Source organism: Haloferax sp. Atlit-48N (assembly GCF_003383015.2).
In the GTDB taxonomy this organism is placed as follows: Archaea; Halobacteriota; Halobacteria; order Halobacteriales; family Haloferacaceae; genus Haloferax; species Haloferax volcanii.
This window is the reverse complement of sequence record NZ_CP137689.1, coordinates 2092107-2113770: the sequence shown is the minus strand read 5'-3', so window position 1 is coordinate 2113770 and position 21664 is coordinate 2092107. Positions and strand designations below refer to the sequence as shown.

Sequence of the window (21664 nt, the reverse complement as noted above, 5' to 3'; positions counted from 1 at the left end):
CATACAACGCCTCGTCTCTTGAAGGTTCGTCCCGTTTCCATCCGCTAGGAAGGACCGAAATCGCAAGGCCACGACGGGGCTGAAGGAGCGAATTCCGCCGGCAGACGGCCTATGACCATTGGTAACACCTCTCTCGATGAATATCACCGTTTCTTGCCGACGCGTCGGCCGGTGCTGTCGGCCGCGAGGAGCAGTACTGTCATTCGATTGCCAGCCGTCGTCGGGTCATCTCGGGGGCGACAGCCGTCTCGCCCCCGCCGAAAGCGAACCAGTTAGTTCCCCGAATTCAGCGGTAGTCCCGGCCTAACCGGCCGAATTCGGACATCTAGTCGCTCCATACTTACAGCCGTTCCTACCGTTCAGTATTTCCAGAGAATGGCGTCTCCTGACAAGAACTCCCAAACTGACCGCCTCGATGGCGAAGAATCGTTCCGAGCAGACGGTGCCGGCACCGCCGAACTGGTCCCCACGACCGGGCCGGAGGCGATGGCCGCCCGCGCGAGTGAACTCCCGGTCCCCGCGTCGGACCGCATCGAATACGGCCCCGTCGAAGACCTCGCTGTCGACGAATCGGCGGACGACGACCGCCCGGAGACGCTCCGGGAGGCCGTCCTCCGCGAAGTGAAGGCGTTCTTCGCTGAAGTCGACGAGACGGCGTTCGCGCCGGCTCCCTCCGAAGCGTTCATCGAAGACCAGTTCTTCGACTTCTCGTTCCTCGAGGGCGTCGAGACCGTCGAACACTACTGGGTGAACAAGCCCTTCGCGTTCGTCTCCATCCTGTACGACCACGAGAAGCGCGAACACCGGTACCACGTGAGCGAACCGCGCCTCGACGACTTCGAGGACTTCGTGCGCGACGACCTGACGAAGATTCTGCGCAACAGCCTCCTGTACCGCGACCTCGACGCCGACGGCGACCGCGAGGACGTGTTCGACGACGAGGCCCGCGAGATAATCACCGAACACGCGGCGACGGTCGAAGACGGGTCGCTCTGGAAGCTGTTTTACTTCCTGCTTCGGGACTTCATCCACTTCGGCCGCATCGACCCCGTGATGCGCGACCCCGGCATCGAAGACATCTCCTGTGACGGCGACGACGTGCCCGTCTACGTCTTCCACAGCGTCTACCGGGACGTGCCGACGAACGTCGTCTTCGACGACGGCGACCTCTCGTCGTTCACCATCCGCCTCGCGCAACGCGCGGGCAAGCAAGTGACCGTCTCCGACCCGCTCGTGGACGCGAGCCTCCCGGACGGCTCCCGCGTCCAGTTGACTCTCGGCTCCGACGTGGCCACCCGCGGGTCGAACTTCACCATCCGGAAGTTCTCGGACGTGCCGCTGTCGCCGGTCGACCTCGTGCGCTGGAACACCTTCAGCGTCGAGCAGATGGCGTACTTCTGGCTCGCCATCGAGAACAACCGGTCGCTCATCTTCGCGGGCGGCACGGGCTCCGGGAAGACCACCTCGATGAACGCGGTGTCCTTCTTCGTTCCCGGCCACGCGAAGGTCGTCTCCATCGAGGACACCCGCGAAATCACCCTCCCGCACGACAACTGGATTCAGTCCGTCACCCGCGACACGTTCACGGCGGACGGCCGCGGCGAGGTGTCGATGTACGCGCTCTTGCAGGCCGCGCTCCGACAGCGCCCCGAGTACCTGCTGGTCGGTGAGATTCGCACGGAAGAGCGCGTCGCCCTGACGTTCTTCCACTCCATCGCCACGGGCCACACCGCGTACACGACGTTCCACGCCGACTCCTCGGAGGGCGTGGTCCACCGCATGCGCAACGAACCCCTCGGCGTGCCCGCCCAGATGCTGTCGGACCTCGACATCATCTCGGTCCAAAAGCAGATTCACCTCGACGGCGACCGGACCCGCCGGAACATCGCCGTCACCGAAATCGCCGGCGTCCACGACGACGGCGAGGTCGAACTCCGCGACGTGTTCAAGCGCAACCCCGAGAACGACGCTCACGAGCGCGTCGGTGACTCGGTCGTCCTCGACGAAATCGCCGCCGAGCGCGGCTGGACGAAAGCCGACCTCAAATACGAACTCGACGTTCGCGCCGACGTGCTCCGGTACATCGCCGCCTCGGGCGTCGACGACTACCTGACCGTCTCGGCCGTGATTCGCCGCTTCGAGCGCGACCGCGAAGGCCTCCTCGCGCACGTCTACGCCGAGACCTCGCTGGTCTCCGTCGACGAAAACGGCGAGGCCGACGAGAGCGACGACCCCGCGGCGGGCGAAAACGACGCCGCGGCCGACGACTTCGACGACGAAATCGAGGTCTCGCCCGAAACCGAACGTCTGCTCGCGGACCTGTTCGACATCGAGTTAGACGACGACGCGGACGGCGACTCGGACGACGATGCCGACGACGATGAGGTGGCTGACGCCGCCGAGGCGGAGGCCGCCCCCGCCGCCGACGAAAGCGAAGCCGCCACCCCCGACGCCGCCGACGAATCCGATGACCCCGACGATGTCGGGACCGACTGGGAAGTCGTCGGTGACGACGCCGACGCCGGCGCAGACGACGCGGAAGCCGATTCCGCTGTCGCCGCGGACGCCTCGGACGCGTCGCCCGACGACCCCGACGACGCTGACGAGACCGTGACCGACGACGACCGGGAGGCCGACGATGCCCGCTGACTCGTCGACTTCGGTCCCCCTGCCCGACTACGAGGTCGAGCAGTACTTCCCGCGCGAACACTTCGACGAGTCGCCCGAGGAGGTCGAACGACTGCGCCAGCGCTACGGCTACGTCCGCACGTACTTCAAGCGCCACCCGGCGGGCCACCGCGATCTCCAGCGCTGGCTGAACCAGACCCGCGTGGGCACGACCTACGACCTGTATCTCACCCAGTCGATGAAGCTGGCGCTCGTCACCGCGGCGTTCGGCTCGCTCGTCGGCCTCGCGCTCACGTTCGTCCTCGCCCGCACGGGCGTGCTGGCGAACGCGTCGAGCCCCGTGAGCCTCGGCGTCGCGGCGGGGTACGTCGCCCCGCTTGCCCCCTACAAGGTGCCCATCCTCGGCGCGGCCCTCGTCGCCCTCGTCGGCGGGGTAGCGGCCGCCGGGACCTACTACGCCCGGTACTACCTCCCCAAGAGCCGCGCCGAGATGCGCGGCCGCAGCATCGACATCCTGCTCCCGCACGCCATCGTCTACATGTACGCGCTCAGCCACGGCGGGATGAGCTTCCTCGAAGTCATCCGCTCCGTCGCCGACGCGCCCGACTACGGCGAGGTGTCCCGCGAGTTCGAGATGATCGCCCGCGACATGGACCTGTTCGGCAACGACCTGTTCACGGCGCTCCGCAACTCGCGGAACCTGACGCCTTCGATTAACTTCGAGCAGTTCCTCGACGACCTGCTTTCGGTCCTCGACTCCGGCGGCGACGTGACCGCCTTCCTCGACCGCGAGTCCGCGACGTACCTCGAAGAGGCCCGCGACGAACAGGAGGACTTCATCGAGACGCTGTCGATGCTCTCGGAGGTGTTCGTCGCCGCGTTCGTCGCCGCGCCGCTCCTGCTCATCGTCACCCTGATGGTCATCAGCTTCCTCGGCGGCGACACGCTCGTCCAGCTGTACGCGCTGAACTACCTCATCTTCCCGCTGGGGATGGGGCTGTTCCTGCTCCTCGTGGACGTGCTCTCCTCGCCGTACACGCAGGACACGGTCCGGACGAAACACGACGTGACCGTCCTCGAAGAGCTTCGGACGGTCGCGGTCGACTTCCTCGGCGCGATGCGCCGCGAAATCCAGCGCGCCCGCGAAGCCCGCTGGGGGAGCGACGACATCGCCTCCGACGGCGGCTTCGTCGACGAGCGACTCGACGACTACCGCCTCGAAAACGCGGTGTACGAGCTTCGGACGCTCATCGGTGACCCGCTGGACATCATGCGCCGCCAGCCGTACCTCTCGGCGGTCGCCACGGTTCCCCTCGCGCTCCTGTCGGTCGTCGCCGTCTACGCGCTCGGCCTCGCGACGCCGACCCTCGACGCCATGCTCGCGAACCCGTACAACACGACGGTCTGGTACGTCGTCCTCCCGTTCGCCATCGTGGCGGTCCCCCTGACGGTGTTCCACGAGCTTCGGACCCGCCGCGAGCGCACGCTCGAACGGCGCTTCCCCGACACGCTGAACCTGCTGTCGAGCGCCAACCAGATGGGTATCTCGCTGGTCGAGTCGCTCGCGCTCGTCTCCCGCTGGTCGACCGGCGCGCTCGCGGACGAACTCCGCGCGCTCCGCAACGACATCCGCTGGAACCACGACGCCCACGCGGCGCTCATGGCGTTCGCCACCCGGCTCAACGTCCCGCAGCTCTCGCGGGTCATCCGGCTCATCGCCAGCGGCGGCCGCACCAGCGGCGACCTCTCGCGCGTCCTCAGCGTCGCCGCGGAGGACACCCGCAACCGCTACAAACTGGAGAAGTCCCGCCGTCGCGCGATGGGCTCGTACATCGCCATCGTCGTCATCGGGTACTTCGTCTACCTGTTCGTCATCCTGATGCTCGGCGCGAGCTACCTCGGCCCCCTCGCCGAGATGTCCGTGCCCACGACGGCGTCGAACGGACAGTCGCTCCCCATCGGCATCTCGTCGGTGCCGCTGGCGAACTTCCACGTGGTGTTCTTCCACTCCGCGCTGATTCAGGCGGTCGGCAGCGGGCTCCTCGCCGGCAAACTGGCCGACAACAGCGCCCTCAGCGGGCTGAAGTACGCCCTCGGACTGTCCGCGCTGGCGCTCGTCGCCTTCGCACTGGTGTAAGGCCATGACTCACAACACCCCCAACAACACCCAATACACACACTCGCCCCGCAGGCACGCACTGCGCGGGTTCGTCGCGGGCGCGGCCCGCCGCGGCTCGCACCTCCGCGGTGACCGCCGCGGAGCCTCGGCCATCCTCGGCACGATGCTCGCGTTCGCGCTCGTCGTCTCGCTCGTCGCGATGGTGCAGGTCTCGGCGGTCCCCGCGTGGAACCAACAGACCGAGTTCGAACACCTCACGGCCGCCGAGACCGACTTCGCCGCGTTCGACGAGAGCGTCTCGAAGGCGGTCGACGGCCGGCAGACCCGCGCGACCCTCGACGCCGGCGTCGACTACCCGACCCGCGCGCTGTTCGTCTCGCCCGCCGCCGGCTCCGGCAGCCTCCGGACGACCGACCCCGCGACGGCCCGCATCTCCGGCGCGGTCGCGACCGGCGAGACCGGCAGCTACTGGGACGGCTCCGAGCACGCGTTCGACACCCAGCAGTTCGTCTACCGCCCCGACTACCGGTACCTCCAGAGCGAACCGTCGCTCGTCCACGAGGGGACCGCGCAGTACACCGCCTACGCGGGTAGCGAGGTCGGAGCGACCCAGTCGCTCGTCGACGGCACCAAGGTGTCGCTCGTCTTCCTCGAAGGCGACATCGACACCGCGACGAGCGAGGCGACCACCTTCGGCGTCGTCCCCCTGAGCGCCGGCACCGACTACATCACCGTCACCGACGCGGGCGCGCCCATCACCATCTCGGTCCCCACCCGGCTCTCCGAAGACGCGTGGCGCGACCTGCTGGCGGACGAGCCGAACGTCCGCTCTATCGCCTACGCGACCGGCACCGATTCCAACACCCTGACGGTCGAACTCGAACCCGGCAAGACCTACGACCTGCGGCTCTCGCGGGTCGGCATCGACACCCCCGGCGCGCTCCAAGCGCCCGCCTACATCGTCGACGTCGAGGGCGACAACGCCGTCGTCCCGCCGGGTGCGAGCCACCGGGCCGTCGTCGAGGTCCGCGACGCGCAGAACAACCCCGTCCCCAACGCGGTCGTCACGGCCAGCCCCGGCCTGACCGCCGAAAGCGGGCGCATCGTCGCACGTGACACCGGCACCGTCTCGACCGTCACCGATTCGGACGGCCGCGCGACGTTCGTCTACACCGCGACCGGAAGCGTCGACGGCGTCGTCAACGACGCGTTCGACGTGGTCGTCGAGGACGCCGCGGGCGCGACCGTCGACCGCGTGACCTTCGACGTACAGCTCCGCGAGGGCGGCGTCACCGACCCGCTCCGCGGGCTCGTGGCCGCCGTCGACGACCCCGGATTCGTCTACGCCGATGTCGACGGAAACGGCGAGTTCGACGGCGCTGACTACCGCGTCAACGACACCGGCACGGGCGGCGACGTGACATACGACGCCGGAACCGACCGGCTCGTCGTCCCGCCGAGCACCGGGACCATCGTCTCCGACCGCGACATCACCTTCGCGGGCGACGGAGTCTCGCTCCACGTCGACACCGTCGCCACCGGCTCGAACAGCCGAATCGACATCGACGCCGGAAGCGGCTCGCTGGCCGCGGTCGGCGTGAGCGTCACCTCGGTGTCGGGCCAGGACATCACCGTAGTTGCGGGCGACGAAATCGACCTCTCCGGCGCGTCGGTCACGCAGGGAAGCAAAGCCAGCCTCTCCATCGAGGCCGGCGGCGACATCGACCTCGACAACGCCGGGGTGACGGTCGCACAGGACAGCAACAGCCTCCGTATCGTCTCGACGAACGGCTTCGTCAGCGCCCGGAGCGCCGACATCAGCGGGAAGGGCGACATCCGAATCGACGGCACGGACGGCGTCGACCTCGCCGGGGCCGGCCTCTCGGGGGTCAAGGACAACGGCGCGCTCGACGTCGTCTCCGCGCGCGGCGGGGTCAATCTCAACGGCGTGGTCATGCTCGGCGACGGCGACATCGTCGTCGACGCCGAGGGCAACGTCTTCGTCGTCGGCGCGAACATCGCCTCGACCAAGACGGACGTGGTGATAACCTCCGATGGCGGGATGGTCAGCGGCCGCGAGGCCGCCATCTCAGCCGAGGACGACGTGGTCATCACCGCGGCGGTCCGCATCCACCTGCCCGACTCCTCTATCGAAGACGAGGACACGCCAGAACTGAACGCGCCCGAAGTGGAGGTCTGAGCCATGTCTCGCCTCTCTCTCGACTCCCGCGGCGTCTCGGAAATCCTCGGGTTAGTCTTCGCGTTCGGGCTGGTCGTGTCGGTCATCGCGGTGGTCCAACTCGCGGGCACGCCCGTCTGGACCGCCGGCGACGAAGCCGACCACAGCGCCAGCGTCTCGACGGACCTCGCGTCGCTCGACTCGCAGGTGTTCCGCGCCTCCGGCGTCGAGGCCGGCAGCCGCGTCGCGGTCGACTCGGACGTGTCGTACCCCGAGCGGTATCTCGTGGTCTCGCCGCCCGACAGCGTCGGGACGTTCCGGGTCGACGGCGCGGATGCCGTGACGGTCACGGGCGTCTCCGCGGTCGGTCCCGAAGCGGTGTTCTGGGACGGCACGACCCGCACCTACGAGACCGGAGCCATCGTCTACGAGGCCGACTACGCCGAGCGCGACGAGGCGCGGATGGTGCTCGAAAGCGGCGTCTCGTACCTCGAAACCGACGGGACCCCCGTCGTCCACCGCCAGTCGCTCGTCCGCGGCACGACCGTCACGCTCGTGTTCTTCGAGGGCGACCTCGACGGTCACACGACCGCCGGCGACACCGTGGCGCTCGCTCCCGTCTCCGTGCGCTCCGAGTCGCTGCCGGTGTACAGCGCCACCGACCCGGTGCGTATCTCGGTGCCGACCTACCTCTCTGAGGACGCGTGGGTCGACCTCATGGCCGAGGAACCCCACGCGCGAGTCGTCTCCCACGTCGCCAGCGGCGACCACGCGGTCGTCACTATCGAACTCGACGCGGGCGTCCGCTACGACTTCCGCGTCGCCCGTCTCGGCGTCGGCGAGGCCGTCGAACCCGACCCCGCCGCCTACGCGGTCGCGGTCGAAGGCGAGGACGCCGCGGTCCCCTCGGGCGGCCGCGAGACGCTCGTCGTCCGCGCGTTCGACCGCTACGGCGCGCCCGCCGCGGGCGCGACGCTGACCGTCAGCCCGTCGACCCCGCTCGGCGGCACCGTCGCCCCGACCGCCGGGGCGACCGCCGTCACCGACGAGTCCGGCCGCGCGAGCTTCACGTACACCGCGCCCGACGACGTGACCGAAATCGAAGGCGACACCGTCACCGTCACCCTCGACGGGGCGTCCGGCCCCGGCGCGACGGTCACCATCCCGCTGGAAGTCCGCGGGATGGGCGAGAGCTACGAGGTCCGAAACACCACCGCGTCGACGCCGGAGCCCGAAGACGACTTCGACATCGACGACGGCGAGGTCGTCCCGTCGGACGCCTTCACGGGCGATTTCGAACTGCTCGGCAGCGCCATCACGGACGGGCGGGGTCCCGTTCCCGTCTCCGTCACCTTCGTCGTCGACGGCGAGCAGCACCACTCCGCGGACTGGGACGACGTGAACGACCGTCGGTCGCACTCGTTCAGCGTGGTTGGCGACGCCGGTGACTCGCTCGCCATCATCGCCGCCACCGACGGCTACGTCACCGCCGACTCGTCGGTGGACCACCGACAGGTCGCGGTCCTCCGCGACGGCGACCGGGTCCCGAGGATACGGGGCTACAACGGACAGGACGACGCCGCCGAGTTCGTCGCACCCTACATCAGCGACGACGGGAAGACGATGGAACTCGACAGCAACCAGGCCATCTTCCTGTTCGAACTCGGAACGACCGACACGCACAGTCCCGCGTTCGATATGCAGGACGTGGTCATCCTCGTGACCCTCTGGGAGGACGGGGGGGGAGGCGACTGAGTCGGCCGCCACCCGCCCGTCGCGCTCGTCAGGCGCGCCAACCCATTCTTCGGTCTTTTTTCTCGTCGCGTCCGCGCGACCGCCGTATCGTTAACATCCGCGTCGCCGTAGGGTCGCGTATGTCGTTCGACCCCGACCGCGTCTCGACGGTCACGTTCGACTCGTACAGCACGCTCGTGGATGTCGACGCCGCCGAGAAAGCGCTCGCCGAGCGCGTCGACGACCCCGAACCCGTCTCGAAGCTGTGGCGGTCGCGGTCGCTCGAATACACGTTCGTCGGCAACCACGTCGACGAGTACGAACCCTTCTACGAGGTCAACCGCGCGGCGCTCCAGTACGCGCTGGAGGCCCACGACGTGTCCGTCTCCGCGAGCGAGCGCGACGCGATTCTCTCGGTGTACCACGAACTCGACGTGTTCGACGACGTACGCGACGCGGTCGGTCGCCTCCGCGACGCCGGCTACGACTGCTACGTCGTCTCCAACGGGAACCCCGAGATGCTCGATTCGATGGTCGACCACGCCGACATCCGCGACCTCCTCGACGGCGTCGTCAGCGCCGACGAGGTCGGAGTGTTCAAACCCGACGCGGAAATCTACCGCCACGCGGCCGCCCGGACCGGGACGCCCATCGACGAAATCGCCCACGCGACCGCCGGCTGGTTCGACGTGATGGGAGCGCAACACGCCGGAATGCAGGGCGTCTGGGTCGACCGGAAAGCGTCGCCGTGGGAACCGTTCGGGCCGGAGCCCGACCTCGCCGTCTCCGACCTCACGACGCTCGTCGAGGCGCTCGCCGGCGGCGGTCCGAGCGCGGCGGACTGACGCTCGCGGCTCCCGCCGCGCCCGAGACGGCGCGTGGCATATGCTCACAATACTATTACCGCTGGCCGAACATCTATCCGGATGGAACGGCGGCGCGTGAAAGGCGGCATTCTGGCCGCTATCGGGTTCGTTCTATCTCCGCTTTCGTGGTGGAACGACCTCGTGGTCAACCTCCCGCTGGCCTACGCGTTCGGCGTCGCGGTGAGCCTCATCTCCAGAAGCTGGTTCCTTCCGGGCGTCGTCGCGGGCTACTGGCTGACGAACGTCATCGGGTTCGTCCTGCTTCACAAGGGCGCGGTCGACGCAGTCTCGGCGGAGGCACATCCGTACACCGCCCGACGGTTCACCAAGGATTTCGCCATCTCGGTCGGCTACACCGTACTCGTGGTGCTGTTGGTCTGGCTCGGGTTCCTCAGCGTTCCCGACGGCCTGCTCGCGGCGCTCGGTCGCTGACTTCGGTCGGGCCGGCGCTCGCCGTGTGAAAATAGCTCCGAGCCGACCCGGTGGTGGGTCCGAGTCGGCCGGTAGTCGGCGGTTCAGCTCTCCGTTTCGTTATGGATGGGTGTCTCGGTCGGCGGTGCTGTCTCCGTGTCGTCGTCAGTGGTCGTTGTCTCCGTGTCGTCGTCAGTGGTCGTTGTCTCCGTGTCGTCGTCAGTGGTCGTTGTCTCCGTATCGTCGTCAGTGGTCGTTGTCTCCGGTTCGTCAGTCGTCGTTGGTTCCTCCGTCGTCGGTTCCTCACCGATAGTCACGACTGCGTCGTCGGTGACGGGCGTGCCGTTGACCGTGTACGGGCCGTCTTCAGTTCCGTTGGAGGTGAGGAAGTCGAGCGTCTGGTTGTCGTTGGTGTCGAGATGCGCCTGCGCCGTGAGGTTCACGCTCTCGTTCTCGCTCAGCGGTTCGAGGAGCGGCACGGTAACGTTCTCCTGTGGGCCGGAGTCGAGGTAGTCGGTCGCGCCGACGACCGAGCCATTCTCGTCGAGGATGGCGATGTAGCCACCGTCGGAGAGGTTCGCGCTCGTGACGGTCACGTTACTGCCGTCGGACTCCTGGTCGTCGAACTGGAGCGTCGCGGTCGGCTCGTCGGTTCCGTTCGTCGGCTCCTCGCTGACGGTCACGACTGCGTCGTCGGTGACGGGCGTGTCGTTCATCGTGTACGGACCGTCCTCGGTCCCGTTGGAGGTGAGGAAGTCGAGCGTCTGGTTGCCGTTGGTATCGAGGTGCGCCTGCGCGGTCAAGTTGGCACTCTCGTTCAGCGGTTCGAGGAGGGATACGGTGACGTTCTCCTGCGGGCCGGAGTCGAGGTAGTCGGTCGCGCCGACCACGGAACCGTTCTCATCGAGGATGGCGATGTAGCCGCCGTCGGAGAGGTTGGCGCTCGCGACGGTCACGTTCGTGCCGTCGGACTCTTGGTCGTCGAACCGGAGCGTCGCGGTCGGCTCCTCGGGTTCGGGCTCGGGCTGTTCGCCCACGGTGAGCGTCGCCAACTCGCCGAAGTCGCGCGTCTCGACGCCGTGGATGTACGTCCCGTCTTCGAGGTCCGTCGTGTTGACGTCGAACTCGATGGTCTCGGTCTCGTTGGGGTTCAGCGCCCAGCCGGTCCGTTCGACCACGTCACCTTCGAGTCGGAACTCGACGCACTGAATCATCGGCACGTCGTTCGGATTGGTGATATCGGCCGACACCGTCACCGGCTCACCGGCTTCGACGCCGGACGGCGCGGAGAGATTGCTCACCCCGAACGACTCATACGTACCGTTGCTCGGATACGTGCAGTACTGTGTCTGCGTCTGCGTCTGCGTCTGCGTCTGTTCTTGTACCTGTGCCTGCTGTGTATCGACCGCCGCCAGACCGGTCCCCGACGCCGCCGCGACGAGGGCGACGACGACGAGGACGCCGGCGATACGTGTTCGTGTGCTCATGTGTCTGCGATGACAATCTACCGACGCCGCCGGCAAAAGCTGACGAGATAGTTTCAATAGTTTCGCGCGTTGGCTGTCAACTTACCTGACGGTGTAGACGGTTAGTCCGCCTCTGATTCCGATACTGGTGGCCTCTCGACCGATTTTTCCGCAACAGTTCACGAAACACGATGTTTCACGCGAGACGCTACGCGTTAACTGTCAGAAAATCGAGTTTGTCGCCAATGCTAACGGGGTAGCTTCTCGTTTATTCGAACGTCCTGACAGTTTGAGTGACGCGGCCGACTGAGCGTTTCGAAACCGGGACGGTGTCGAATCGCTGGCTGTCTCTGAACTACTCGGGAGCTCTAGGGGCGACTTCTCATACGGGTGCCGATTGTCCAATTATGTTGAGTAGTTCGAACCGTAGGTACAGTTGGCGTTACATTCGGGGTCGAATCAGAGATATTGCATACATTATATCCAAAACTTCTTGTACCTGTACCGTATTGGGCTGTGTATGAGCGAATCCACCGAGAATTCGCGGATTGCACCGTACACGGAGTACTCGCGCACCCGTTCGCGGTGTCCCCGATGCGGGACCTCGGTCCCGAAGGAGGCGGTCGGCGACGCGCTGTGTGCGAGCTGCAAGACGGACGTCTCCATCTGATGAGCACGGCCGCACCTCACAGTTCCGACGAATTGGCGGATGCGCCCGTGTTCGACCTCGAATGCATCTACGACGACCCGGAGAACCCGACCGAACTGACCGTGTTCTCCCCGAAATCGGAGGAGTTGACCACGTCGTGGATTACGGTCGACCGCGGCAGCGCCGTCTCACTGGACGATATCGCGTAGGCGCTCGGCTGGCGACGGTTTTCCGTTTTTGTTTTTTGAGGTTTGACTATCGTGTCCTTCAACTCCACGGGTGTCTCGCTCGCTAAGCATGCGAGATATGAGACGATCAGTGGGGCGGGTTCGAACATACTCCTGCCCGCGCAGTTCAGCGATTATGGCCCACAATGGGTCGTAGGACGGCGCGGCACGAAGTGGTGAAGACGTGGCCATCCTCGGCAGTACCTCCTGACGTGAGTCCGCTTCAGAGGCAATCAATGAGCCGACGAATGAAACCCGAAGCCGCCGACGAACGGTATCTCAAAGAACGGAAACTAACGAGTATGGCGTTTGGCATCTGCTGACCGCTTTCGACCAGAGGGTTAATACGATTACTTCGTAAATCATAGCCAAGGTACCTTTGTCTATGTCGGCAGAAGCTCAAAATGTGAATTCGATGGATAAAGATGATGTGTTGAGGGTTTTGGAGCAGTATGCGCTTGAGGAACTGGAGGCAAATTTGGTGACGTTTTATCTTGATAATGTTGGTGTGGATTATTCCCGCTCAGAGTTCCTCAATAATGTCACATCATTGGCCACTGACCAAGATATTTCCAAGATCGTTCATATTCTATTCGGTAGGACGCCCGAGAGTATTTCGCTCAATTCGGTATTGAGAGTATTCGAACTAGCTGTTGAGGAGGAAGAACGCGAGATTAACGGTGTATATTACACACCTGAGAAGGTTATAAACTATATCCTTGAGCAAACAATTCATGGCGACGACACAGTCTGTGACTGTGCCTGTGGTGCAGGTGCATTCTTGGTTCAGGCTACCACTCGTCTTCGCCAGATAACCGAGAAGTCAATTAAAACCATCATACGTGAGAACGTGTATGGCTCCGATATTCTGGAGAATAACGTTCGAGAAACTAAAATTGCGTTATCGCTCTTAGCAGCAGAGAACGGGGAACTTGTGGATAATAATGACTTCAATATTATCCAAGCCGATGCGCTCCGACAGGATTGGAATGATGCCTTCCCTGAGATTGCTAATGATGGCGGATTTGACGTTATAGTTGGAAACCCGCCATATATTAATATCCAAACGATGGATGAAAAAACAAAAGAACATGTTTTAGACCAATATGACACAGTCCAATCAGGGAATTTCAACACATATATTCCCTTCATCGAGTTAGGTATTGAGCTAATTAATGAAGGAGGAAAAGTCGGATATATACTTCCACTGAATTACTTTACAACACTGACGGGAGAAGACCTCCGAGAGTATTTACAAACTGGCAAATATGTGTCCGAAATAGTCGATTTCGGAGACACCTTGTTATTTGATGACGCATTAACATACACTGCGATTTCCATATTCTCCAAAAGCAGCAAAAGTAGCTTTGATTATATTAAGGTTGACTCCGTTGATGACCTCAACAATCTCCCCGACCGAGATTTCATCGATATAAAATATTCTTCTATTGATTCGGAAAAGTGGAGGTTGTTAGATGAAGATGAGTTTGGAAATATTCGGAAGATAGAGTCCTTCCGGCCTCTGGATGAAGTCTCTGGAATCCATACGGGAATTGCAACGCTCAAAGATAGCGTGTACATCGTAGATGCGGTCGACCTTGATAGTGAGTATTTCACGATAACATACGAAGGAGAAACATATAGAATCGAGAAAGAGATTACAGAAGAACTCGTGAAAATATCTACAATTGAAGCTTCCTCTGACTTGAAACACAACGCAAAACGGATTATCGTCCCCTATAAAAAGCAAATTCAACGGACACTTGCTGGGGACGGCAAGCAGGTGGAGACAACTATAATCCCTGAAGATGAATTGAAAGAGGAATTCCCGGGGACGTACGAGTATCTTGAGGCAGCCCGCGACGAACTCGCAACTCGTGAGAAAGGCGATGGTGTCGATTACGAGCCATGGTATAAATATGGTCGGGAACAGGGGTTAGAGTATATCGGTGAGAGGCTTTATACACCAACATATAGCAGTGGACCGAAATTCCTCCATCATGAGACGGAGTATTCGTTGTTCGCGAATGGCTATGCTGTTTTCCCAAAAACGGTTGATATTGAGATACTTGAGCGAATTCTGAATTCGAAAGTGATGGATTACTATATCCGCAACACGAGTAAAGAGATTCAAGGCGACTTTCAATGCTATCAAAAGAATTTCATTAGGAAGTTTTCTGTTCCCGAATTCTCCTCATCGGAGAAAGATGAACTGATATCCCTATCAGACCAAAAGGAGATTGATCAGTACCTTATCAAAAAATATGGTCTGAGTTTAGAAGTCAGTAATTGAAGATTTCGAGTCGTCTGTATCGGCTTTCTTGTCAAAGTCGTGAATTTGTGAGTACCGTCTTTTATAATCGCTTAGTAGCTTCTCGAAGAAGTTCTCGACAGAGATTACATTAGAACCATATATTTCAGCAAATTCCGGCGTGACAAGTCCCTGTTCAACAAACTCATCAATGTCGTCCATGATTCGGGGAGGTGATTGCTCGAAATCAACAATAAGTAGGCACATCGCTTCGTATTTCCACTTTTCATCCTCTGGAGTTTCACGACCGCTAAGAGACGAGTAACTGCTTATAAATTTTTGAATATCAAAATTCTCCGAACGCTCGACAATATTTTTCTGTTTTGCTGATGAGTCGTACCCCCTTTTTGGGAGTAGGAAAAAGTACCCGAGAGGGAGATATGGGAATCGGTTATGGAGATTAAGTGACTCGGCATAGATTCGCTCAAAAATCGTGTCAAAATTTTTGCCAATTGAGCTCAGTTGGCTACGAACGTTAATTGCCATTCGCGGACCAACAACAGGGCCATCCTCCTCATAGCTATGAACTAGTATATCCTGGCTTTTTGTCTTCGGAAATCCATATACGGTGGCAGATGTGTCACTAGGATGGGAATCTTCGTGGATATATTGTGGATTCACTCCGTTATCCACCAGCTGGTCAATTATGTAAGAATGAATACGTCCAATAAGCTTTTCACTCCGTATCAAAGAATAGCTTGGATTCTCGTCCGGATCTCTGATAGCAGACTCAAAGTCAGTTTTTATACCCTCAAGAATACTGCCAAGCTCATCTCGGTCGTACATTCCTTTGTTCGTTTCCACTCTTGGTTGAAACGGGTATGTTTCTAATTTTGGAAACTAGTTGCCTAAGTGAGCAACGAACATATTTTCCCGTTAAACGCAACACCCGGTTGTGAACATCGAGGACGTTTGTTCTGCTCTCTCCAACCCAACCCGACGACGGCTTATGTCATTAGTAATTGCAAGAGGGCCGATGAGTAGTAAACAGGCGCACGAAATATACCAACGAAAGTTTGAGACGTACCGGCGTGAGTCGATATATAAATCGTTAGAGACGTTAGTATCGGCAAACCTTCTTGAGAAAGCGTATGATGAAGATGACGGACTTCGATATTCTGCCCGGATAGCTCAGCTCCAATTGAATCTTGAGGACATGGAGGTTGAATCGGTGGCTGAATGAATAGAAATATAGGATAGTATTGTATATCCAGTCTGTTCTGGGTGAAGGTGAATGGGACGCAGCAGTCTGTTCAGGATTACAAGAGAAAGGTGTTACTGCTGATTTCAACAAAGACGCCACGTTCGTTGTCCATCAATTTGTGTCTATATCGACCGACTTAGTCGCGCTACAATCGTCAGACTGCTCCGTCGACAGCATCTTATCTCAGTTCACCCATATCTCGTAATGATTGAGAAGCGAAACTCTTGGCCGTATTTTACTCTGCTGTGTTGCTCTCTGCGCTTTACTGCATCACGTTTCTGTTTTTTCTGTCTCACTCGGTTGTGTTCCAACCCCTTGATGCGGTAAACCGCTTACAGTCGAACTCGATGTGTATCGCGGAGTATCTCACCGGGTAGCCCGCTACTTATTATAATACGAGAAGCTGTCTATTCCCCCCCAATTTTAAGCAAGTCTTCGATATCGTCGGTGTCGAGGCATTTCCGGAGTCGGGACAGAACTATCTGGTAGCAAGAAACCAAACCTTCCTCGGAGAATCCCATCTGGTTGGCAACGTGCTCGATGACGCAGTGGCCGTCTCCGTCGTCACTCGTCTCCTGGGCGCGGAGTCTGGCGCGAGGACACCGATTCCGTTTCGATTTACACGGATAGTTCTTTGTGGTCGGGCAGCACCTCCACTTCTCGCATCGTTGAGGCAAGTAGGACAGCACCGACCGCCTGCTTGGTGTGTTGGGAACAAGGGAGAACACCACGATACCGCCGCCTGGGGTACTCGGCACGAACACAGTGAGTGATCGGTCAGGGCGGATTCGAACCTCGGTCGCTCACTCCGTTCGCTCCCTGCTTCGAATCCGCCGTCACCACTTTCGGTACCACGGACTCCTCGCTGTCGCTCGTCGTTGCGAGGTACCAGAAAGTGGGTTGGGGCGGATTCGAACCGCCGGCCTGCTCCGTGTGAAGGAGCCGTCATAACCTGGCTAGACCACCAACCCGGCTACGATTTCGATTTCCCGCGCCGCCAATTAAGACTTACGTTGTGCCCCGATTCGGGGCGCAGACACACCTACTCGGGTCGCCGCACGCGACGCCGAACCCGCCCGGCGACCCGCCGACTCCGCGTCGCCGCCCGGCGCGCCCCGTACTCGACGCGTTCCCGCGGCGTCTGCGGCGCAGGTTCTTCCTCGTCTTCGACTTCGCGCCCGAGCGCCGCCATGAGGCGGCGACGGAGCGGTGCCGTCTCCTCGTCGAGTCCGGCGTACAGGTGCTCGAACCCCCGTCGGAAGTAGTACCGCGCGTCGGTGAAATGTCGGTTCATACCTCCGGATAGTCCCGCCGACGAGAAAACGATTATGTTACACGGTACCGAGAGTCATATGTCTGAGAAAGAGCGATACACTTTAGTGATTCTTAGGCATACCTAAAACTGGGAACGCAGGCCACGCTTCGTGGTCGGTCCCAGTTAGCGTCTGGCCCCTTCCGGGACGGCGATACCGTGGGCACGATTCGTCCGTCCTGGTCCCATTATCCTCGCGAGCGACCGCGCCGACACCGGCCGGTGCGGCGGCCGCTCGGACTCAGTACGTCGGTGACTCCTCGGGTACCCCGTCGCGCTTGTTGACCAGTCGCGCGAAGACGAACAGCGCGTCGGAGAGGCGGTTGAGGTACGCGACGACTTCCTCGTTGACGGGTTCTTCGGCCGCCAGCGAGACGGCGCGGCGCTCGGCCCGCCGCGACACCGCGCGGGCGTGGTGGAGTTTGGCCCCCGTCTCGCTCCCGCCGGGGAGGATAAACGACGTGAGCGGGTCGAGTTCCTCGTCGGCCTCGTCGATCCACGCTTCGAGTTCGTCCACGTGGTCGGCGGCTATCTGCGGGTCGCCCTCGTCGGGGTCGGGGTTCGCGAGGTCGGCCTGCACGATGTGGAGGTGGTTCTGGACGGCTTCGAGTACGTCGTCCACGTCGTCGTGGCCGGTCGGACGGACCGTCCCGATGAGCGCGTTCACCTCGTCGACCGTTCCGTACGCCTCGATTCGGTGGCTCGTCTTCGACACGCGGGTCATGTCCCGCAGGTCGGTCATCCCCTCGTCGCCGCGGCCGGTGTATATCTTCATGCCAGCGTCTGGTCGACGTACCGGAGGATGTTCTCGCTCTCGGACATCGTCACGCCGCGGTCGCCGTCGACGAGCACCGGGACGCCGCGCTGGCCGCTCACGCGCTTGACCTCGTTTCGCTCCGAGTGCAGCGCGTCGACCCACTGCGTCTCGTAGTCGACGCCCGCCTCCGAGAGCGCGTCGTGGACTTTCTCGCAGTACGGACAGCCGTCGAGCGCGTAGAGTTCGATTCCCATGTCCCGCCGTTGGACGCGCCGACCCAAAGAGATTTGCACGCCGGTCGGTCCGACCGCCGCGCCTCGACCGTCGTGCCGTCGGTGCCCTGTGAGCCGTTACGGCTCGCCACTCGAATGTTTTAGACACATCAAAATTCAACCTTAGAGCAACAAATCTATATGGTGGCTTGTATCTATTTCACATAGTGATGAACACGAACGCAGATTCGTCCGACCCCAAACTCTCTCGGCGGTCGGTCGTCGCGGCCGGTTCCGGTCTGTTGACGGCCGGTCTCGCGGGCTGTCTCGGCGGCGGTGGCGGCGCGGGAAGCGGAAGCGACGGCTCGAACACCGACTCGAACGACGCCTCCGGCGGGTCCGAGTCCGAAGACGGCCCTGTCGTGGTCGCCTCGTTCTTCAGCTTCTACGACTTCGCGCGCAAGGTCGCGGCCGACACGCCAGTCACGCTCAAGAACCTCATCCCGACGGGGCTCCACGGCCACGGCTGGGAACCGGACGCGAGCGTCACGCGCGACATCATCGAGGCCGACGCGTTCGTCCACGTCGGGAAGGACTTCCAGCCGTGGGCCGACCGCGCCATCCAGACGCTGAAAGACGACGACGTGGACACTCAACTCATCAACGTCCGCGAGGGCGTCGAACTCGTGGAACTCGCGGCGAGTCTCGACCGCGACGAGGAGGGCGTCGGCAAGGGTCGCGGGAAGGACCCCCACTTCTGGCTCGACCCGCGGCGCGCCAAGACCGCCGTCGACAACATCACCGAGGGGCTGGTCGAACTCGCCCCCGAACACGAAGAGACGCTCCGCGACAACGCCGACGCGTACAAAACCGACGTACTCGACCGCATCGACCGGGACTACCAGGATATCTTCGACCGGGCGTCGCGCAAGGTCGTCCAGTTGGCGGCCCACAACGCCTTCCAGTACATCGGCGTCCGCTACGGCGTCGAGATGCGCCCGCTCGTCGTCAACCTCGCCGCCAGCGGCGACGTGAAGCCCTCGGACATCACCGAGGCGAAGCGCGTCATCGAGGACAACGACATCCGGTACATCGGCGCGGGCGTCTTCGAGACGCGCCGCCCGGCGAAACAGCTCATCGCCGAGACCCCCGTCGAGGCGTACTTCCCCGTCACCCCGTACGCGGGCGTCCGCGAGGACTGGGTCGCAAACGACTGGGGCTACGAGGAAATCGCCGACAACATCAACATGCCGACGTTCGAGGTCGTCCTCGGCAACAAGTCGCCCGAGGAGGTCGGCGGCGACGGCTGGGCCGACGAATGGAGGAACTTCGGATGAGCGCCCTCCGCAACGGCGAATCCGCGGAGTCTGCCGAGTCCACCGACGCCGGCGTCTCCGACGACGCGAGCCGAGACGCCGGCGGCTCGTCCGACCCCCTCGTCGAACTCGCAGACGTCGAGTTCGGCTACACCGCGACGCCCGTCGTGGAAGACATCTCGCTCCGCATCGACCCCGGCGAGTACGTCGCCATCGTCGGGCCGAACGGGTCGGGCAAATCGACGCTGATGAAGCTCATCCTCGGCCTGCTCCGGCCCGACGAGGGGGCCGCGCGGCTGTTCGGCGAGCCCGCCCACGCCTTCGACGACGGCGCGCGCATCGGCTACGTCGCCCAGCACGCCAGCGCCTCCAAGGAGATGCCCATCACCGTCCGCGAGGTCGTGAAGATGGGTCGGTTCCCCCACGTCGGCTTCGGCCGGCTCTCGGCCGAAGACCACCGCATCGTCGACGAGGCGCTCGCCACGGTCGGGATGTCCGACTTCGCGGACCGCCGGGTGACGAAGCTCTCGGGCGGCCAGCGCCAGCGCGCCTTCATCGCCCGCGCGCTCGCCGGCGAGGCCGACCTGCTCGTCTTGGACGAGCCGACCGTCGGCGTCGACGCCGAGTCGGTCGACGCCTTCTACGACCTGCTCGAATCGCTCAACGAGGAGGGCATCACGATTCTCCTCATCGAACACGACCTCGGCGCGGTCACCGACCACGCCCGGCGCGTCGTCTGTCTCAACCGCGAGGTCTACTTCGACGGCCCGACCGACGAGTTCGTCGACAGCGACGCGCTCGCGCGGGCGTTCGGGACGGCGGCCTCCTTCGCGGGCGGTTCGGGCAGTTCGAGCGGTACAGGCGGTTCGGGCAGTTCGAGCGGTACAGGCGGTTCGGGCGGTGGTCGCCCGTGATACCCGTCGAACTGGTCGCCGCGTTGCAGGCGGGGCCGTTAGACGCTGCCCTCGCGCCTCTCTACTGGCTTCTCGCGCTGTGGTCCGACCTGCTTTTCGCCGTCGGCGACGCGACCGGCCTCGGCTTCCTCGACTACCGGTTCATGCACCGCGCCATCCTCGTCGGCCTCTGTATCGGCGTGATGGCCCCCCTCATCGGGACGTTCCTCGTCCACAGACAGCTCGCGCTCATCGGCGACGCGCTCGCCCACACCGCCTTCGCCGGGGTCGCCGTCGGCCTCTTTCTCAACGGCGTGTTCAGCCTCGGCGTCTCGCCGTATCTGACCGCCGTCGTCGTCGCCGTCATCGCGGCGCTCCTCATCGAACTCATCTCGGAGGCGACCGACGCCTACAACGACGTGTCGATGGCTATCGTGCTCTCGACGGGGTTCGCGCTGGGGACCGTCCTCATCAGCCTCAACGCGGGCGGCCTCGCGGTCGGCATCAACCAGTACCTCTTCGGCAACCTCTCGACCGTCTCGGCGGAGAACGCCGCCATCCTGCTCGTGCTGTTCGCCGTCATCGTCGGCACCGTCGCGCTCACGCGCAACCAACTGCTCTACGTGACGTTCGACGAGACGGCCGCCGCCGTCTCGGGTATCTCGGTCACGTGGTACAACCGCGTGATGGTCATGCTGACCGCGCTGGTCGTCGTCGGCGCGATGCAAATCATGGGCGTCATCCTCGTCGCCGCCATGCTCGTCGTCCCCGTCGCGGGCGCGGCGCAGGTCTCCCGGAGCTTCTCGGAGTCGCTTCTCGTCTCCGTCGTGTTGGCCGAACTCGCCGTGCTCCTCGGCATCGGCGCGTCCTACTACGGCGAGGCGACCGCCGGCGGCGTCATCGTCCTCGTCGCGGTCGGCATCTACGTCGTCGCCGTCGCCATCGGCAAGGTACAGGCGCGCGCCGGAGCGGACGCGACCCCCGAACTGGGGAGCATCGACTCCCGCGAGGCGTAGCCGCGGGACTCGACTGCACTCTCTCCTGTCTGCGCTCGGTAGACGGTCGTCGCACGCGGACTGACGTGGAATTCGACCACAATCCCGATTTGCTATCGCGATATTCGATTTATTTCCTCTTCCACAGCGTCCGCGAACCAATATCTTCAACAACGACTACCACGGATTCGACCCCATGAGCGACCTCGAAATCGAACGCGAGTGCCCGGCCTGCGGCAACGACACGTTCTACCTCGCCGCCAGCATGGAGATTCACCTCGGCACGAAGACGAAGTGGCACTGCACGGAGTGCGACTACGGTTACATCCACATCACGGACGACATCGAGACGTACGCGAAGGCCGAAGCGTAACCGCGAAAAAAG

At 62.5% G+C, this 21664-nt stretch carries 19 protein-coding genes and 1 tRNA gene; 14 read left to right on the top strand and 6 right to left on the bottom strand.

From position 1 onward, the window contains the following. Positions 1–375: 375 nt before the first annotated feature. From DEQ67_RS11380 to DEQ67_RS11355, 6 genes are all read left to right on the top strand, one after another. Complete coding sequence (locus DEQ67_RS11380) at positions 376–2649, top strand: type II/IV secretion system ATPase subunit (RefSeq protein ID WP_115860879.1); 2274 nt, start codon at positions 376–378, stop codon at positions 2647–2649. Continuing rightward, positions 2639–4765 (top strand): type II secretion system F family protein, encoded by a 2127-nt coding sequence (locus DEQ67_RS11375; RefSeq protein ID WP_115802971.1) that lies wholly within the window; start codon positions 2639–2641, stop codon positions 4763–4765. Before DEQ67_RS11380 ends, DEQ67_RS11375 begins: the two co-directional genes overlap by 11 nt. Before the next feature lie 4 nt (positions 4766–4769). Continuing rightward, entirely contained in the window at positions 4770–6947 is a 2178-nt protein-coding gene (locus DEQ67_RS11370; RefSeq protein ID WP_115860877.1) for a hypothetical protein, read from the top strand. Positions 6948–6950: 3 nt separating this feature from the next. Then, positions 6951–8681 (top strand): Ig-like domain-containing protein, encoded by a 1731-nt coding sequence (locus DEQ67_RS11365; RefSeq protein WP_115860875.1) that lies wholly within the window; start codon positions 6951–6953, stop codon positions 8679–8681. A gap of 119 nt (positions 8682–8800) precedes the next feature. Beyond that, positions 8801–9505 carry a haloacid dehalogenase type II gene (locus tag DEQ67_RS11360; RefSeq protein ID WP_004062580.1) on the top strand — a complete coding sequence of 235 codons (705 nt, stop codon included), beginning with the start codon at positions 8801–8803 and terminating at the stop codon, positions 9503–9505. 81 nt (positions 9506–9586) lie between these two features. Then, entirely contained in the window at positions 9587–9958 is a 372-nt protein-coding gene (locus DEQ67_RS11355; protein WP_115802967.1) for a hypothetical protein, read from the top strand. An 83-nt stretch (positions 9959–10041) separates the two neighbouring features. Here the strand turns inward: DEQ67_RS11355 and DEQ67_RS11350 are convergent, their stop codons facing one another. Continuing rightward, entirely contained in the window at positions 10042–11424 is a 1383-nt protein-coding gene (locus tag DEQ67_RS11350; protein WP_115891469.1) for a DUF7282 domain-containing protein, read from the bottom strand. A gap of 499 nt (positions 11425–11923) precedes the next feature. Here DEQ67_RS11350 and DEQ67_RS11345 point away from each other — a divergent pair, with 499 nt between their 5' ends. From DEQ67_RS11345 to DEQ67_RS11335, 3 genes are all read left to right on the top strand, one after another. Continuing rightward, positions 11924–12073 (top strand): hypothetical protein, encoded by a 150-nt coding sequence (locus DEQ67_RS11345; protein ID WP_171810347.1) that lies wholly within the window; start codon positions 11924–11926, stop codon positions 12071–12073. Beyond that, positions 12073–12261 carry a DUF7511 domain-containing protein gene (locus DEQ67_RS11340; RefSeq protein WP_013035537.1) on the top strand — a complete coding sequence of 63 codons (189 nt, stop codon included), beginning with the start codon at positions 12073–12075 and terminating at the stop codon, positions 12259–12261. The genes DEQ67_RS11345 and DEQ67_RS11340 overlap by 1 nt, the downstream gene beginning before the upstream one ends. A gap of 403 nt (positions 12262–12664) precedes the next feature. Then, complete coding sequence (locus tag DEQ67_RS11335; protein ID WP_147298717.1) at positions 12665–14572, top strand: HsdM family class I SAM-dependent methyltransferase; 1908 nt, start codon at positions 12665–12667, stop codon at positions 14570–14572. Here the strand turns inward: DEQ67_RS11335 and DEQ67_RS11330 are convergent. Continuing rightward, positions 14555–15376, bottom strand: a complete 822-nt coding sequence (locus DEQ67_RS11330; RefSeq protein WP_147298716.1) for a hypothetical protein — start codon at positions 15374–15376, stop codon at positions 14555–14557. The two genes, DEQ67_RS11335 and DEQ67_RS11330, sit on opposite strands and share 18 nt — an antisense overlap. Positions 15377–15485: 109 nt before the next feature. On the opposite strand from DEQ67_RS11330, the gene DEQ67_RS11325 reads away from it, so the two are divergent. Next, positions 15486–15773: a winged helix-turn-helix domain-containing protein gene (locus tag DEQ67_RS11325; protein ID WP_147298715.1), complete on the top strand. Its 288-nt coding sequence runs from the start codon at positions 15486–15488 to the stop codon at positions 15771–15773. A 917-nt stretch (positions 15774–16690) separates the two neighbouring features. Here the strand turns inward: DEQ67_RS11325 and DEQ67_RS11320 are convergent. From DEQ67_RS11320 to DEQ67_RS11305, 4 genes are all read right to left on the bottom strand, one after another. Beyond that, positions 16691–16765, bottom strand: a tRNA-Val gene (locus tag DEQ67_RS11320). A gap of 71 nt (positions 16766–16836) precedes the next feature. Continuing rightward, positions 16837–17088, bottom strand: coding sequence for a hypothetical protein (locus DEQ67_RS11315; RefSeq protein WP_004042283.1), 252 nt, complete (start codon positions 17086–17088; stop codon positions 16837–16839). Between the two features lie 259 nt (positions 17089–17347). Continuing rightward, complete coding sequence (locus DEQ67_RS11310) at positions 17348–17881, bottom strand: cob(I)yrinic acid a,c-diamide adenosyltransferase (RefSeq protein WP_004062575.1); 534 nt, start codon at positions 17879–17881, stop codon at positions 17348–17350. Next, the gene (locus tag DEQ67_RS11305; RefSeq protein WP_004062574.1) at positions 17878–18117 is read right to left on the bottom strand and encodes a glutaredoxin family protein; all 240 of its coding nucleotides are present in this window, start codon (positions 18115–18117) and stop codon (positions 17878–17880) included. Before DEQ67_RS11305 ends, DEQ67_RS11310 begins: the two co-directional genes overlap by 4 nt. A gap of 188 nt (positions 18118–18305) precedes the next feature. On the opposite strand from DEQ67_RS11305, the gene DEQ67_RS11300 reads away from it, so the two are divergent. The 4 genes from DEQ67_RS11300 (at position 18306) to DEQ67_RS11285 (ending at position 21652) form a co-directional block, all read left to right on the top strand. Further along, positions 18306–19412, top strand: coding sequence for a metal ABC transporter substrate-binding protein (locus tag DEQ67_RS11300; protein WP_115891470.1), 1107 nt, complete (start codon positions 18306–18308; stop codon positions 19410–19412). Next, positions 19409–20305 carry a metal ABC transporter ATP-binding protein gene (locus tag DEQ67_RS11295; RefSeq protein WP_115802963.1) on the top strand — a complete coding sequence of 299 codons (897 nt, stop codon included), beginning with the start codon at positions 19409–19411 and terminating at the stop codon, positions 20303–20305. Before DEQ67_RS11300 ends, DEQ67_RS11295 begins: the two co-directional genes overlap by 4 nt. Beyond that, positions 20302–21300 carry a metal ABC transporter permease gene (locus tag DEQ67_RS11290; protein ID WP_004042288.1) on the top strand — a complete coding sequence of 333 codons (999 nt, stop codon included), beginning with the start codon at positions 20302–20304 and terminating at the stop codon, positions 21298–21300. Before DEQ67_RS11295 ends, DEQ67_RS11290 begins: the two co-directional genes overlap by 4 nt. Before the next feature lie 175 nt (positions 21301–21475). Further along, positions 21476–21652, top strand: coding sequence for a hypothetical protein (locus tag DEQ67_RS11285; protein WP_004042289.1), 177 nt, complete (start codon positions 21476–21478; stop codon positions 21650–21652). Positions 21653–21664: the final 12 nt, after the last annotated feature.